The sequence below is a fragment of the Rhizomicrobium sp. genome, from assembly GCA_037200045.1.
GTDB lineage: Bacteria > Pseudomonadota > Alphaproteobacteria > Micropepsales > Micropepsaceae > Rhizomicrobium.
Map to the genome: position 1 here is coordinate 245,413 of JBBCHM010000002.1, position 14,922 is coordinate 260,334.

Annotated in this window: 12 protein-coding genes and 2 pseudogenes; 4 read left to right on the forward strand and 10 right to left on the reverse strand. The window is 59.9% G+C overall.

Annotation, left to right across the window (positions count from 1 at the left end):
* Positions 1-6 precede the first annotated feature (6 nt).
* From WDM86_16540 to WDM86_16580, 9 genes are all read right to left on the reverse strand, one after another.
* The gene (locus tag WDM86_16540) at positions 7-705 is read right to left on the reverse strand and encodes a F0F1 ATP synthase subunit A (protein ID MEI9991639.1); all 699 of its coding nucleotides are present in this window, start codon (positions 703-705) and stop codon (positions 7-9) included.
* Positions 695-1,018 (reverse strand): ATP synthase subunit I, encoded by a 324-nt coding sequence (locus WDM86_16545; GenBank protein ID MEI9991640.1) that lies wholly within the window; start codon positions 1,016-1,018, stop codon positions 695-697. The genes WDM86_16540 and WDM86_16545 overlap by 11 nt, the downstream gene beginning before the upstream one ends.
* Positions 1,002-1,334, reverse strand: a complete 333-nt coding sequence (locus WDM86_16550) for an AtpZ/AtpI family protein (GenBank protein ID MEI9991641.1) — start codon at positions 1,332-1,334, stop codon at positions 1,002-1,004. The genes WDM86_16545 and WDM86_16550 overlap by 17 nt, the downstream gene beginning before the upstream one ends.
* Positions 1,327-1,731: a F0F1 ATP synthase subunit epsilon gene (locus WDM86_16555; protein MEI9991642.1), complete on the reverse strand. Its 405-nt coding sequence runs from the start codon at positions 1,729-1,731 to the stop codon at positions 1,327-1,329. The genes WDM86_16550 and WDM86_16555 overlap by 8 nt, the downstream gene beginning before the upstream one ends.
* A complete protein-coding gene (gene atpD, locus WDM86_16560; GenBank protein ID MEI9991643.1) occupies positions 1,706-3,205 on the reverse strand; it encodes a F0F1 ATP synthase subunit beta in 1,500 nt (499 codons plus the stop codon). Before atpD ends, WDM86_16555 begins: the two co-directional genes overlap by 26 nt.
* Positions 3,206-3,230: 25 nt before the next feature.
* Complete coding sequence (locus tag WDM86_16565) at positions 3,231-5,642, reverse strand: phosphoketolase family protein (protein ID MEI9991644.1); 2,412 nt, start codon at positions 5,640-5,642, stop codon at positions 3,231-3,233.
* Positions 5,639-6,847, reverse strand: a complete 1,209-nt coding sequence (locus WDM86_16570; GenBank protein MEI9991645.1) for an acetate/propionate family kinase — start codon at positions 6,845-6,847, stop codon at positions 5,639-5,641. Before WDM86_16570 ends, WDM86_16565 begins: the two co-directional genes overlap by 4 nt.
* Entirely contained in the window at positions 6,834-7,517 is a 684-nt protein-coding gene (locus WDM86_16575) for an HAD family hydrolase (protein ID MEI9991646.1), read from the reverse strand. The genes WDM86_16570 and WDM86_16575 overlap by 14 nt, the downstream gene beginning before the upstream one ends.
* A gap of 277 nt (positions 7,518-7,794) precedes the next feature.
* On the reverse strand, positions 7,795-8,424 hold the full coding sequence (locus WDM86_16580) for a glucoamylase family protein (protein MEI9991647.1): 630 nt from the start codon (positions 8,422-8,424) through the stop codon (positions 7,795-7,797).
* Positions 8,425-9,409: 985 nt separating this feature from the next.
* Here WDM86_16580 and WDM86_16585 point away from each other — a divergent pair.
* The 4 genes and pseudogenes from WDM86_16585 to WDM86_16600 all read left to right on the forward strand — a co-directional run bounded on the left by WDM86_16585 (position 9,410) and on the right by WDM86_16600 (position 13,318).
* On the forward strand, positions 9,410-10,192 hold the full coding sequence (locus WDM86_16585) for a PRC-barrel domain-containing protein (GenBank protein ID MEI9991648.1): 783 nt from the start codon (positions 9,410-9,412) through the stop codon (positions 10,190-10,192).
* Positions 10,193-10,259: 67 nt separating this feature from the next.
* Complete coding sequence (locus WDM86_16590) at positions 10,260-10,496, forward strand: SHOCT domain-containing protein (protein ID MEI9991649.1); 237 nt, start codon at positions 10,260-10,262, stop codon at positions 10,494-10,496.
* 224 nt (positions 10,497-10,720) lie between these two features.
* The gene (gene pgm, locus WDM86_16595) at positions 10,721-12,367 is read left to right on the forward strand and encodes a phosphoglucomutase (alpha-D-glucose-1,6-bisphosphate-dependent) (GenBank protein MEI9991650.1); all 1,647 of its coding nucleotides are present in this window, start codon (positions 10,721-10,723) and stop codon (positions 12,365-12,367) included.
* A 103-nt stretch (positions 12,368-12,470) separates the two neighbouring features.
* A pseudogene (locus tag WDM86_16600) lies at positions 12,471-13,318 on the forward strand (IS5 family transposase).
* A 362-nt stretch (positions 13,319-13,680) separates the two neighbouring features.
* Here WDM86_16600 and WDM86_16605 read toward each other — a convergent pair.
* Positions 13,681-14,541: pseudogene (locus WDM86_16605) on the reverse strand (LysR family transcriptional regulator).
* Positions 14,542-14,922 lie beyond the last annotated feature (381 nt).

Below are 14,922 nucleotides of genomic sequence, written 5' to 3' on the forward strand. Positions count from 1 at the left end.
CGCGGATTACGAAGGCGTTGGGGCTGGTGCGGGCCTGGGCTTGCGGGCGCGCGTCGCGGACGCGATGTAGACCCCCGCCAGAATGCTGAAGATGTAGGCCTGCACCATGCCCGTGAGCAGACCGAGCGCGCTCATGGCGATCGGGAAGATGAAGGGCGTTATGGTGAGCAAGATGGCTAGAATCATCGTTCCGCTCATCATGTTGCCGAATAGGCGGACGGCCAGGGCCAGCGTGCGCGAAAGCTCGCTGATGATGTTGAACGGAAGCATGATGATCGTCGGCTCGACATAGGATTTGAGATAGCCGCCCAGTCCCTGCTCCTCGATGCCGAACATCGGCACCGCCACCAACACGCACAGCGCGAGCGCCGCCGTGGTCGACAGGGAACCGGTCGGCGGTTCGTAGCCGGGAATGATGGTGCAGAGGCTGGCCAAGGCGATGAAGAGAAAGAGTGTTCCCAGAAAACCAATGTATTTTTCCGGATGGCGCAGGCCGACGTCTTCGATTTGCTTTTCGATACCGGTGACGACGATCTCCAGAAGGTTCTGCCAGCGGGAACGATTCAAATCCATGGAGAGCTTGCGCGTAACCAGCGCCGAGCCGAGGGTCAGCACGAGCATCAGCGCCCAGGTGAATGCGATCGTGCCGTTCAGCTTGAGAAAGCCGTATTGCCAGTAGACGATCTGGTCCGGACTAAGGTGCATAGCCGGCCCCCGGCGCCAAGCGGGCTCGGCCCGCTCCCGACGGCCGCGTCAGCCGCTGCACGGCGAGGCGCGCCAGGACGAAGCCGAGAAGACAAAAGAGCCATCGTTTCCAGTCGTCGCCTCCGACGAACAAAAAGCCGATTAATGCGATGCTCATGCGCAGCATCAGGCTGCCGAAGAACCAAAGCGCCGGCGATTGCGACGACACCCCCCTGCGCACCGTCCACCACAGTCCACCGAAGAAGATCGCGCCAAGCAACATGCCTGCCGCCGTCGCCGCCGCCAGAAATAAGACGTCATGCATCGCCGTCATCCTGTTCGTCCTCGATCGCGTTGCCTTCCTTGGTCACCCAATGCCAGGCATTGAAGCAGCCAATCGCAAGCCCCGCCACCAGCAACGCCAGCGTCCAGGCATGCCTGCCTGGAAAATGCTGATCCAGCCAGATGCCGAGCGCCGCGCCGAGCAGCGTGGGAATCGCCACCGACCAGCCGACCAACCCCATCATTCCCAGACCGAACCAGACGCCGTGCGCCGCGTTGCGTCGCGCCCTGAGCTTGCGCTCCGCCTTGGCGCCCACTTCCTCGCCAAGCGTCGGTGCGGGAGTCTTGGATTGCGGGGCGTCAGTCATCGTGAAGCGATGCCATGCGGCGGACGAGGTCGCTTTCCATTTTCGCCAAGGTCGTGCGTACACTCTTCTCGCGTTCGTCGAGGGTTAAAAAATCGCGCTCGACCGCCGCGCGCAGCTGGCCGAGATCCGCCCCATCCTGCGCACGGCGCACGGAGACGAGCACGTCCAGGCCGGTTTTGACGAGCACGCCTTCATCTACGGCCACGAAAACTTCGCCATCGGCATCGGTCTCGTACGTCAAAATCCCTGGCGCGAGCGCCGCGACACAGTCCAGCCGGTGCGGGAGAAGCCCGAACGCGCCTTGCCGCGTTTCCGCGACGATACGCGACACGCCCGGCTTCTCCGCGAACACCTGAAAAGGCAGGAGCACCTTAAGATTCATGCGTTGCGACGGCATGTTCCACCTTTGCGTGCGGCTTTGCCGGAGGGGGCGATAACGCCACGGTTTTCGGCGCGGAGGTGTCCGGCTTTTTCGGTGCCTGGGATTTCGCCTTGGCCTCGTCGATCGTTCCGATCATATAGAGCGCGCTTTCGGGATAGTCCTTGAATTCGTCGTGGAGGATGCGCTCGCAACCATCCAACGCATCCTTGAGAGGAACGAGCTTGCCCTTGAGGCCGGTAAACTGTTCGGTCGTGAAAAACGGTTGCGTGAGAAAGCGCTCCAGCCGGCGGGCGCGGTTGACCACGCTGCGGTCCTGCGGCGATAGCTGTTCGAGACCGAGCATGGCAATGATGTCCTTGAGTTCGGCATATTGCGCCAGCGTTCGCCGGATTTCCTGCGCCAAATCGTAATGGCGTTCGCCGACGATCCCTGGCGTGGCCATCGTGGAATTCGATTGCAGAGGATCGACGGCCGGGAAAAGTCCTTCGCTTGCTCGCTTGCGCGAGAGCACGATTGCTGCGGAGAGATGCGAAAACGTATGCACAGCCGCGGGGTCGGTGAAATCGTCCGCCGGAACATAGACGGCCTGAATGGAGGTGATGGCGCCGGTGTCGGTGTTCGCGATGCGCTCCTCCAGCCCTGACAGCTCGGTACCCATCGTCGGCTGATAGCCGAGTCGCGACGGCATCTGGCCCATCAGGCCGGACACCTCCATGCCCGCCTGAATAAAGCGGAAGATATTGTCGACGAGCAGCAGGACGTCGCGGTGCTGGTCGTCGCGAAAATACTCGGCCATCGTCAGCGCCGCGTGGCCGACGCGAAATCGGGCGCCGGGCGGTTCGTTCATCTGGCCGAAGACCATCACCATGTTCGGCAGGACCCCGGCGTCCTTCATCGCCTCATAAAGCTCCTCGCCCTCACGGCACCGTTCGCCGATACCACAGAAGATGCTGACACCCTTCTGATGGCCGATCATGTTGTGGATCATTTCCGTCAGGAGCACCGTCTTGCCGACGCCGGCGCCGCCGAACAGCCCCGCCTTGCCGCCGCGCTCCAGGGGCGCGAGCACATCGATGACTTTGATACCGGTTTCGAAGACTTCCGACTTGGTCGAACGCCGCGCCAGGGACGGCGGCGCATTGTGCACAGAGCGCCACTGGACGCCGGACAGCGCCGGTCCACGGTCGATCGTAGCGCCAAAGACATCGAACATCCGACCGAGAATCGGCTTACCGATCGGCGCATCCAAAGGTCCTCCGGTGTCCTCAACCGGCATGCCGCGCGCGAGACCTTGGGTCGGCGTCAGCGCGATGCCGCGCACGCAATACGCGTCGCGCTGTGCCAGCACCTCGATCGCGATCTGTTTTTCCGTTCCGGCACGCAACATCGAATAAACGGGCGGCAGGTGTTCATCGAACCTCACATCCACGACGCTGCCGCGCACCGATATGACGGCACCGACATTCGTGGATTTGGATTTGTCTTGCATGGCGAATTCCACCAATCGAGCGCCGCTATACGCTCGTCACGGCGCGCTTGCCATCTAAACACTTTTGCGCAGGGATAGCGCCCCACTTCCAATTCCGAATCTCCGGCAAATCCTGGCCATGCCGGTCTATGAATTCTTTGTGCTCGATGAGCTTGTCCTGCATCTGCTGCTTCAGGTAGGCGCCCTTGCTGCCCAGTTGCGGCAACCGGTCGATCACGTCTTGAACGAGATGAAAGCGGTCCAGTTTGTTTTGCACGCGCATGTCGAAGGCCGTGGTGATCGTGCCCTCCTCGTTGTAGCCACGAACGTGAAGATTGCTATTGGACCGGCGATAAGTTAGGCGGTGAACCAGCGATGGATAGCCGTGGAAGGCGAATATGATGTGCTTGTCCTTGGTGAAGAGTCCGTCGTAGTCGACTTCATTCAGCCCGTGCGGATGCTCGCTCGCCGACTGCAGCTTCATCAGGTCCACGACGTTGATCACCCGGATTTTGAGATCCGGCAGGTGCTTCCGCAGGATCGAAACGGCGGCCAAGACCTCCAGCGTCGGCGTGTCACCGCAACAGGCCATGACCACATCCGGCTCGCAGCCTTGGTCGTTGCTCGCCCATTGCCAGATGCCGATGCCTTCGGTGCAATGCACGACTGCCTCGTCCATAGTGAGCCATTGCGGGAGCGCGTGTTTGCCGGCCACAACAACGTTGACATAGTCGCGGCTGCACAAGCAGTGGCTGACGACCGACAGCAGGCAGTTCGCGTCGGGCGGCAGATAGGCACGCACGACATCGGCCTTTTTGTTGATGACATGATCGAGGAAGCCGGGATCCTGATGCGTGAAGCCGTTGTGGTCCTGCTGCCAGACATGCGATGCGAGCAAATAGTTCAGCGAGGCGATTTTCCGCCGCCACGGCAGCTCCGCCGTGACCTTGAGCCATTTGGCGTGCTGGCTGAACATCGAATCCACGATCCGGATGAACGCCTCATAGCTGTTGAAAAGCCCATGCCGGCCGGTCAGCAGATAGCCTTCGAGCCAGCCCTCGCACTGGTTTTCGCTGAGCATCGAGTCGAGTACACGACCATCAGGGGCGAGGAATTCGTCGTTTTCGGCCGTTTGCGCGTCCCACTGCCGATTGGTGACTTCGAACACCGCGTCGAGCAGGTTCGAGATTGTTTCGTCCGGCCCGAAGATGCGGAAATTGCGCTGGTCCTGATTGAGCTTTTCGACGTCGCGCAGGAATTTTCCCAATACGCGCGTATCCTGGGCATCGACCGCGCCCGGCGAGGGCACGCTCACGGCATGGGTATGAAAATCCGGCATGCGCAGGTCGCGCAGCAAAAGGCCGCCATTGGCATGCGGATTGGCCCCCATCCGACGCGTGCCCTCCGGGGCCAGTTCGGCCAATTCCGGCATCAGCCGGCCCTCGCCATCGAACAGTTCCTCGGGCCTGTAGCTTTTCATCCAGCTCTCCAGCAGCCCGACGTGATCGGGATGCTCGGCATCCACGATGAGCGGAACCTGGTGCGAGCGGAACGAACCTTCAATTTGCAGGCCGTCGACGAATTTCGGCCCCGTCCAGCCCTTTGGCGACCTGAGGACGATCATTGGCCAGCTTGGCCGGGCCACCTTTCCGGCCGATCTTGCGCTCTTCTGAATGCGCCGGATGTCTTCGACGGCCTGGTCGAGCGTGGCCGCCATGAGCTGATGCATCTGTGCGGGGTCGTCGCCCTCCACGAAGTAGGGCGTCCAGCCGCAACCGCGGAAAAACTGCTCGAGCTGGTCGCGGTCGATACGTGCCAGCACCGTCGGATTGCTGATCTTGAATCCGTTGAGGTGGAGGATAGGCAGCACGGCGCCATCAGTCGCGGGATCGAGAAACTTGTTGGAGTGCCACGAGGTCGCCAAGGATGCGGTCTCCGCCTCACCGTCCCCGATGACGCAGGCGACGACCAGATCGGGATTGTCGAACACCGCCCCGAACGCGTGACTGAGCGAATACCCCAACTCGCCCCCTTCGTGAATCGAGCCCGGCGTCGTCGGCGCGACATGACTGGAAATCCCACCGGGAAACGAGAACTGCTTGAACAGCTTCTTCAGCCCGGCTTCGTCCTGGGTGATATTCGGATAGACTTCGCTCCAGGTGCCCTCAAGGTAGACATTTCCGACAATCGCGGCGCCGCCATGACCGGGACCGGCGACGTAAAACATGTTGATGTCGTATTTCTTGATGATTCGGTTCAAATGCGCGTAGATGAAATCCCGCCCGGGCACCGTGCCCCAATGACCGACGATCAGCGGCTTTATGTGAGATAGATTCAATGGCTCACGCAGAAGCGGATTGTCGTAGAGATAGATCTGTCCAACCGACAGATAGTTGGCGGCGCGCCAATAGGCGTCGATCCTGTGAAGCAATTCCGCACTGAGCGTGTCGATCTTCATATTCGGGTTTCCTGAATTGTGCCGAGAAGGCGAGCAACCGACCGTGCAATCATCAGCTGCTCGTCAGTGCGGATGACACGAACTTTCACCCGTCCGCCATTCGATGAAATGAGTGGCGCATTGTGTGCATTGAGCGTCTGATCAAGATCAATTCCGAGAAATTCGAGCCCATCGACGATCCGGGAGCGCACGGCCGGGGCGTTCTCGCCGATACCACCCGCGAACACCAAGATGTCGACGCCGCCCAATGCCGCCGCGAACGCGCCAATCCATTTCTTGACCTGATAGCAATACAAAGCAACGGCTTCCGCAGCCCGCACATCCTGTACCTCGCACTTCAGCAAGTCGTGCATGTCGGAACTGGTTTCGGATATCCCGAGCAGCCCGGATTCTAGATTGACCATCGTCTCGAAGCGCAGCGGACTCATTTGCTCGGTCCGCGCCAGATACCCGATCAAGCCTGGATCGAGATCGCCGGATCGCGTCGCCATCGGGACGCCAGCCGTCGGCGTGAAGCTCATGCTTGTATCCTGGGACTTTCCGCCGTGCACCGCTGCCAGACTGGTGCCGCTGCCCAGATGCGCGAGGACGACGCGGCCCTGTGATGCCTCCATGCCATCCATCCGAGCCAGCTTCTCCATAAGGAACGCGTAAGACAGCCCGTGAAATCCATAACGCCGCACGCCTTGCGCTTCATAGCGGCGGGGGATCGGTAGCAATCGGGCGACACGCGGCAGGTCGTGATGAAATTCCGTGTCGAAGCATGCGACCTGGGGTACGCTGGCGAACTGCCGCTGAAATACCTCGGCCAACAGAAGCTCTTCGGGCATATGTTCCGGATCTAGCGGGCTCAACCGCCGTAACTCCACGATCACGTCAGGCGTGATGCGCTCCGGCTTGAAGTATTTCGGGCCACCATGCACGACACGATGGCCGACCGCGACCAAACTCTCGCGCCCGACGCGTTCTTCGATCCAATCGACGAGGGCGGCGGCGGCGGCTCTGTGGTCCGGTACGGAAACTGGACACGAGATATTGTCTGCCGGGTTCGCACCCGCCACGCGTAAAGCCGCATCCGGTAGCCCAATACGCTCGATCGCGCCTTCCAAAATCCGACGGAGTGGGTCAGCAGCCTCGAACAGCGCGAATTTGATGCTCGAGGAGCCGCCATTGACGGACAGAATACAGGAGCTAGCCGATTGCACCGGTGCCCCCTTTACAAGCCTGCAATGCAAAAGAGACCAGTCTCGCGCGCGTGGATTCAAAGTCGGTATGTAGGATGCTTCGGATTCCCAAGTCCTCCGCGATCTGCGTGAACATCGGCGTATTCTCGATATAGACAACCCTGCGCGCGGGCACCTGGGCGACGTCAAGTGCCAGCCGAAAAATTTCTATGTCCGGCTTTAGGAGATGGGCGAAGCAGGACGAAATGAAGAAATCGACAAATCCGTCCAGCCTGAATTTTCGAATACGATAGGCATTCAGCTCGCGCCCCTCATTGCTGAGAACGGCTATTTTCAATTTGTGCCGAGCCTTGAGCTGAGCAACCAGTTCGATCATCGCGGGATATGGCTTCGATTGCGCAAACATGAACCGCCGGAACTGGGCCCGGGTAAACGGCCGCGGCTCGTGGAAAACAGCTCGGCTCAGATACTCGTCGAGCGTAAGTTTTCCCAACTGGTATGTGTTCCATGTCAGTTGATGGCGATCCTCGAACCCGATCCGCTCCAGCTTGAAGTGAAGCGCCGCCCGCTTGCGAGCATGGCGGTCCCACCCGTCGGTAAGCAGCACGCCGCCAATGTCCAAAAACAAGCAGGTGATTGACCCCGCCCTTCGCACCGCTTCGCCCTTTGTCGATGGTATTGTCGCCGTCATCGGCCGCGCGCGCCCTCGAGAGTGCGGTATCCCAAGGACACCTGGCCTCGATGACCACCTTGAGAGCTTTTGTCGTGGCGTGAACTGTCGGTTGCTGTGCCGCCAGATGGGTGCGGCCGATCAACATTCAGGTCGTCTTATCGAGAGTCGCTGTGGAAACGGACAGTAAGCGGCGAAGTTCCGAAGCCGACGATTGTGCCGCAGGGTAAAGAGGCTTGGCGAGCTTACAAATGAGTCATGACACAGGCGGTTTTGTTCAATCCCGCCCAAATTGAGTTCATCGCCGCTCGCTCGGCAAGACCGTCGCGTCCTCGGCCAGCCATCCGCCACCAAACCCAGCCTGCTGCAGCCCTTTTCGGACATAAGGACAGCCGCGCATCAATCGCCAGGGCGATCCGGTGCGATAATTCTCGATCATCAATACTATTGGGCCTTGGTTGAGCCCGAAATGCCTTGGTGAAATCCACCAACCGCCCGGATCGCCAGACCTTGCTCGGTGTGTCGGATTAAACGACGCCTTGAAGCCATAGCTGCCGGCGTCCTTCAGCTTGGCTTCGTTAATGAAGAGGTCGACTGCCGGGAGCACGATCTCCGGCGCGAATGGTAAGGAGGCGAGCACCGCCCAAGGCGCGATCATGCCATCGTCTGGTCCATAGGGAACGCCGCGTCCGAGGTAATCGAAGAACTCCCGTTCGACGCCGTCCAATTTGAGTGTTTCGGGACCAGGCCCGTCGCTTGCGGTGATCCCCCAGCAGTGCTCCCCATAGCCGGCGAACTTGCGGGGATTTTCAATGGCATACCGCTGCTGCACGTAGATGGCGCGCCGGCTGTTTTCGAAATAGTCGATTCCCTTGGCCCGCATGAAGGCGTCCTGGATGCCCCGGAAGTCGATCCAGACGTGCGACAGCTGGTGCGTGAACTAGGGCCCTGCATAGCGTAGTCGTATCCGTAACAGTGCTCCCATCGATAGGTGGAGAGCCACGCGTCGTAGCTGTTTGGTGACAAAGGATGCGTGGGGGAGCCCAGCCCAAGGACATATAGCAACAACGCTTCGTCATAGCCCTCCCATCGATACGGGATGAACCCGCTTTTGGGCCGCCATCCATGAGTCACAGTTTCTTTTCCGTTCTGCGCCCAAGCCCAATCGCATCGCCGGTAGAGCGCGTCGGCGAGATCACGGATTTCCCGTTCCTCGGCCATCTCGGAGTCGAAATAGGCTGCGGCTGTCAGCGCGCCGGCCAGCAGGAACGCCGTATCGACCGTCGACAGTTCGCAGTTCCACATGCGCCGGCCGGTCTGCATGTCGAGGAAATGATAATAGAACCCGCGATAGCCCGTGACGTCCGACTCCTGCCCCTGCGGACTGTTCGAGAAGAAGCGCAGCGTCGTCAGCGTTCGCGCCACCGCGGCGCTGCGTGTCCAAAAACCGCGGTCGACTCCGACCGGATAGCTGGCAAGGGCCAATCCCGTCGCAGCAATGCTGGCGGGCGAGCCGGCCTCCGTCTTGTCGATGATTAGGCCGTTGGCGGGGTTCGCCTCACGAACAAAATACTCGAATATCTCGCGCTGCAGCGTGTCTAGTCCGGCTTGGGAGATCGGTTGTGGGGCACTCATGACCGGGACCGTATCGGAATGAGACGGGAAGATCACCAAATGTGCGTGTGCCGAGAAAATCGCGGCGCGGCATTCGCGTGGAAGCGAAGTAATGCGGCGCCGAGAAACTTTGTTCCCCGCCGGGCATTCTCCTACGGAGTGGTTCACTGCATGCGGTCGCTCCGCAATCGCCGCTGTCATGATCTTTCGGCGCCGCACAAAGCGCGCAATCGCCCGGTCATGAAGCAAGTGGAGGAACCGCGACCCTACCTGTGTCGCATCGAACCGAGGATATCGAGATGTTGAGGCGTGAATCGGAAATTAGCGGCTATGCCATTCATGCCAGCGACGGCCTCATCGGTACTGTCAGCGACTTCCTGTTTGACGACGCCACTTGGCTGGTTCGCTGGCTGGTGATCGATACCGGCAATTGGCTTCCCGGCCATCGAGTCTTGCTTCCTCCGAGCGCCTTGGCAGACGTCAGCCATATCGGACGCCAGTTCTCAGTGAGGTTGACCAAGCAGCAGGTCCAAGAGTGTCCCGACGTCGAGACCGACAGACCGGTGTCGCGGCAGTCGGAAGCCAGCATCTACGACTACTACGGCTGGTCTCCCTATTGGGGCAGCGGCTCCTTTATGGGGATGGTTGGCTATGGAGGCGGCTATCTGCCCGGCACGGCGCCGCCGTCCCCGGAATTGATGCAAAGAGAAAAAGCAATCGACGATGACCGGCGAAGCCAGGACGATCCTGCCCTGCGCAGCGCGACTGAGGTCACCGGTTATCATATTCTCGCCAGCGACGGCGAGATCGGGCATGTCGAGGATTTCCTCGTCGAGGACGATGACTGGAGTATTCATTACCTCGTCGTCGATACGAAGAACTGGTGGCCAGGCAAGAAGGTGCTCGTCTCGCCGATGTCGGTGCGAAAGATCGAATGGGCCGATAGGCGTGTGAACCTCGGCGCCGATCGCCAGAAGGTCAAGGACAGCCCGGCATACGATCCGTCGACGACGGTCGATCCGCTTTATGAAAAGACTTTCCACGAACACTATGGCGATCTGCGATTGCAGAAAGCATCTTAGGCGGCGGCAGGTGCCGCAATCCGTATCCGGAAGAGACGCACACAATTTCGAAGTTGAGGAATATCAAATGATTCATGGCGGTTTGAACGATTGGTTCTTCGGTTGGGGCTGGTTTATCTGGCTCGGTTTCATTTTTCTGATGTTCTCGAATATCGGAAATTGGGGCTACACATACCGCGCGCATCGAAAATACGACGGGCAACCTCGCAAGGAAGCGCGTGATATCCTCAACGAACGGTATGCCCGCGGAGAAATAACACGAGAACAGTTCGGTCAGTTGAAAGCCGACATTGCGGGTATCTGAAGGTGATGACGAAACTGCGATACGCGTTCCAAAATCAGACGGTCGGCGCATGAACGCGCATAGCCATCATGGGGATGCACCAAAGCCTGCGCATCGGCGCGACTGGCGGCGCATACATCATTCGCCGCTGTTTTGGGTTGGGCTTATTCTCTGTCTGGGTGCGATCACGATCTACGTGTTGACCGAAGACCTTTCATGGCGGCCATTTTGACGCGGAGCAGGACATGTCGGAGAATATCAGTCCACTCGCCGGCAAGTCGGTCCCGGCCTCGCTGCTGACCAACATCCCCCGACTGGTCACCGCCTATTACACGCTGGTACCAGACCCGGGCATCAAATCCCAGCGCGTTGCCTTTGGCACGTCGGGACACCGCGGCTCGGCATTCGCCGCAGCCTTCAACGAGACTCACATTCTGGCAATTGCGCAAGCGGTTTGCCTGTACCGCCGCCATGCCGGCATCGATGGACCGCTGTTCCTGGGAATGGACACCCACGCCCTGTCGGAGCCCGCCTTCGCCAGCGCCATCGAAGTGCTCGCGGCAAACGGCGTGGAGACGATGATCGATCAGCACGACGGCTACACGCCGACGCCTGTCATCAGCCACGCCATCCTCACCTACAATCGAGGCCGCAAGACGGGACTGGCGGACGGAATCGTCATCAGCCCTTCCCACAATCCGCCCGACGAAGGTGGCTTCAAATACAATCCCGCCAATGGCGGACCGGCCGATATCGACATCACGAGCTGGATCGAGAAGCGCGCCAACGAATTCCTCGTCGGCAAGCTTGCCGGCGTGCAACGCATCCCCTATCCGCGCGCGCGCCAGATGGCCTTCGTTCACGCCCATGACTACATCGCGCCCTACGTCGCCGATCTTGCCAATGTGGTGGACATGGAAGCGATCCGTTCGGCAGGTGTGCGTATAGGCATCGATCCCTTGGGAGGGGCCGCCGTTCATTATTGGCAACCCATCATCGAGCGTTACAAAATTGCCGCGACAGTTGTGAATGATGCCGTCGATCCGACATTCCGCTTCATGACCGTCGACTGGGACGGAAAAGTCCGGATGGATTGCTCGTCGCCCTATGCCATGACGCGGCTGGTTGCGATGGGCGACAAGTTCGATATCTCTTTCGCCAATGACACGGATGCGGACCGCCATGGCATCGTCTGTCCATCAAGCGGACTAATGAATCCGAATTTCTACCTCGCAGCGGCGATTTTCTATCTGTATGCCAATCGCCCGGGCTGGCGCGGCGACAGTGCGGTCGGCAAGACGGCGGTCTCCAGCGCGATGATCGATCGCGTCGCGGCAAAGCTCGGGCGCAAGCTCATCGAGGTGCCGGTCGGATTCAAATGGTTCAGTGCCGGCTTGCTCGATGGATCGCTGGGCTTCGGCGGCGAGGAGAGTGCCGGCGCCTCTTTTTTGCGGCGAGACGGATCGGTCTGGACGACGGACAAGGATGGACTGATCATGGGCCTGCTGGCCGCCGAGATCACCGCGCGAAGTGGCCACGATCCCAACCGATTCTATAACTCCGCAACTCTTGATCTCGGAAATGCCTTGTATCAGAGGATCGATGCACCGGCTTCGGCCGAACAGAAGGCTCGGCTTGCAAAGATCACTCCCGAGCAGTTCGTCGCGAAAGAACTCGCCGGCGAGGCGATAACGGCAAAACTGACGCGGGCGCCTGGTAACAACCAGCCACTCGGCGGAATCAAGGTGGTGGCGAATAGCGGATGGTTCGCGGCGCGGCCGTCAGGAACCGAGGACGTCTACAAGATTTATGCGGAAAGCTTCCGCAGCAAAGACCATCTGAAACAAGTTCAGCACGACGCCCAGGTCGTTATTGGTGACTTATTTTGCTGACGTTGTAAGCGGATTCAATGTTAAGAGCCAATCCAGGAAGTTATTGAATCGAGGGAATCGGTTGTGATTCTGTGACGGTGCCTGATTCGGAAGGAGGCACCAGATGTGGAAGCCGGAGCATCGCCGGGCGGCGGCGCTGGTTGGATTGCGGTATCCCAACGATTTGACGGATGCGGAGTGGGCGTTGATCGCGCCGCTGATTCCGCCCGCCAAGCGCGGCGGCCGTCGGCGCGAGATCGATGTTCGTGAAGTTCTGAACGCGATCTTCTATGTGCTCTCGACCGGTTGCCAGTGGAAGGCGCTGCCCAAAGACCTGCCGCCGAAGAGCACGGCGCATTTCTATTTCATGCTGTGGGATTGGGACGGCACGCTGGAGCGCATCCACCATGCGCTCTATGTGGCGGTGCGCGAGAAGGAAGGCCGCGAGGCCAGCCCGACCGCGGCCATCATCGACAGCCAGAGCGCCAAGGCGGCTCAAAAAGGGGCAAAAGCCTCGATCCGCAGGGCTTCGATGCGGGCAAGAAGGTTACGGGCCGCAAGCGCCACATCCTTGTCGACACGCTCGGTCTGTTGCTGAGCGTTGCCGTTCATTCCGCCGGCATCCAGGACCGCGACGGCGCGGCGCTGGTGCTCGACAAACGGACGCGGGCGCTGTTTCCCTTCATCGAGCGCATCTACGCCGATGGCGGTTATCGGGGGCCACGCGTTCGCGCCGCTGCCGCAAGAACCGGCACGTGGAAGATCGAGATCGTCAAACGATCCGACATCGCAAAGGGCTTCGTTGTCTTGCCCAAACGATGGGTGGTCGAGAGAACCTTCGCCTGGATCAGCCGCAATCGACGCCTTTGCCGCGACTTCGAACGCTATGCAAACACCGTCGCGGCCTTCATCCGTCTCGCCATGGTCCGCATCATGCTCCGGCGCCTCACAAAGCCAAATCCCTCAACATGAATCCAAACTTCGTGGATCGGCTCTAAGAAGCGACGTCGGGCGCATGTATTGAGCAGCCCTGTAAAAGTCTTCGTTGGGCCGATAGCGGACGTGTGTCGCCACATAAGGTCCAAAACACCACGAATTGTGATTGCGGTGGGCCCGGCTGGATTCGAACCAGCGACCAGACCGTTATGAGTGGACACTTCAGAAGAGGAAAACCGCGGAAATCCTAGCGTTTTCGTTCAGTCGCGCGTTGAGTTTGCTTCACTACAGTTTCAAAGACTTAGCCGAATTTATGTGGCACATGCGTGACACGATTTTTCAGCGATGTCACCGAGCAATTGCGGCTGGCGGACGTAGCCGCGAGACGCACTTGTCTTCTAAACGAGCTCCCTGGTCCGGGCAATCTTCTTCATGAAGGAGACGAACCGTCCAACGACGGAATCCTCCTTCTCGGCCACCCATACGAGTTCGACCTCCAGATGGGCGTTCTCCTCCGCGATTGGCCGGAAGACCAATCCCGGAATCCGAACCTGAGCCTGCGCGCCGGTCACAAGGGTGACGCCGAAGCCGGCCGCCACCAGGCCGAGGACGGACTGTTTGGAGGCAGCATGACTTGAATACCGCACCCCGCTGCCCAAAAAGGTCGAATAGAACTCCCGCGCGGTCTGGCTTTCCTCCCAACCCTGGACAAGAGACGTTTCCCCACGAAGGTCTTCCCATGTCAGCTCGCGATGCCGGGCGAGCCGATGCCCCTTCGGAAGGGCCGCGAGGATCTGTTCCCGATAGAGGGGCTCGGCGACCGCGCGCGGCTATAGCGTGTGTTTGGTCATGAACGCGACATCCAGCCGGCCATCTTCCATCCCGATCATGATGTCGCGCTCGTTCAGCTCGAATAGTCTCAGCTCGACCTCGGGAAAGCTCTGGCGCCACTCCGTCAGCAGACCCTGGACCGGCTCTCCCACCGACGGCAGACGGATACCAAGGCGAATCTCGCCACCCGCGCCCAGGGCGGCAGCCATGCCGATTTCTTTCAGAGTTACCAGGTCGGCCAGCAGGCGCCGGGCACGGGTCAGAACCGCCGCCCCACCGCGGGTCACCCGCAATCCGTTGTGACCACGCTCGAAGACCGTCAGTCCCAACTCGTCTTCGACACGTTGCACCCTTCGGCTAAGGGAAGCTGTTTCGATCCCGAGTTCGACGGCGGCGCGCCGAAGCTTTCCCTTCTCCGCAGAGACCAGGAGGTATCGGAGCGCTTAAAAATCGATCGTGCTGTGTCGCATGGCCCCATCCGACTGACTGACACGCGCGTCGCGCACTTAATCTTCGCCGGCACATCGTCAATGGAGGGCCGCAAATTCCGATAGGCGTAAGCAACAACTGCCCGCCGGGGGCACGCTAACCGAAAAATGATTTCTCTAACCTGTTCGGATCGTTTCTGTCTTTTTAGCTCTACAAAATGATTGTAGAGTGGATGAGATTTGGCCGGGCAGTTGGGATTGGGTCGCCGGTAAGAGCAGGGCAAATCGCATATGGCGGGCGCAAGACGAGCTCTCTGTGCGGTTGCATTTCGCTTACAGGGGCACAGTATTTTGGGGCGTAGGGGTGGGGCACTTACAAGG

Coding starts and splice junctions, on each gene's coding strand:
- WDM86_16540 (MEI9991639.1), bottom strand. CDS start 705: ATGCACCTTAGTCCGGACCAGATCGTCTACTGGCAATACGGCTTTCTC.
- WDM86_16545 (MEI9991640.1), bottom strand. CDS start 1,018: ATGACGGCGATGCATGACGTCTTATTTCTGGCGGCGGCGACGGCGGCA.
- WDM86_16550 (MEI9991641.1), bottom strand. CDS start 1,334: ATGACTGACGCCCCGCAATCCAAGACTCCCGCACCGACGCTTGGCGAG.
- WDM86_16555 (MEI9991642.1), bottom strand. CDS start 1,731: ATGCCGTCGCAACGCATGAATCTTAAGGTGCTCCTGCCTTTTCAGGTG.
- atpD (MEI9991643.1), bottom strand. CDS start 3,205: ATGCAAGACAAATCCAAATCCACGAATGTCGGTGCCGTCATATCGGTG.
- WDM86_16565 (MEI9991644.1), bottom strand. CDS start 5,642: ATGAAGATCGACACGCTCAGTGCGGAATTGCTTCACAGGATCGACGCC.
- WDM86_16575 (MEI9991646.1), bottom strand. CDS start 7,517: ATGACGGCGACAATACCATCGACAAAGGGCGAAGCGGTGCGAAGGGCG.
- WDM86_16585 (MEI9991648.1), top strand. CDS start 9,410: ATGTTGAGGCGTGAATCGGAAATTAGCGGCTATGCCATTCATGCCAGC.
- WDM86_16590 (MEI9991649.1), top strand. CDS start 10,260: ATGATTCATGGCGGTTTGAACGATTGGTTCTTCGGTTGGGGCTGGTTT.
- pgm (MEI9991650.1), top strand. CDS start 10,721: ATGTCGGAGAATATCAGTCCACTCGCCGGCAAGTCGGTCCCGGCCTCG.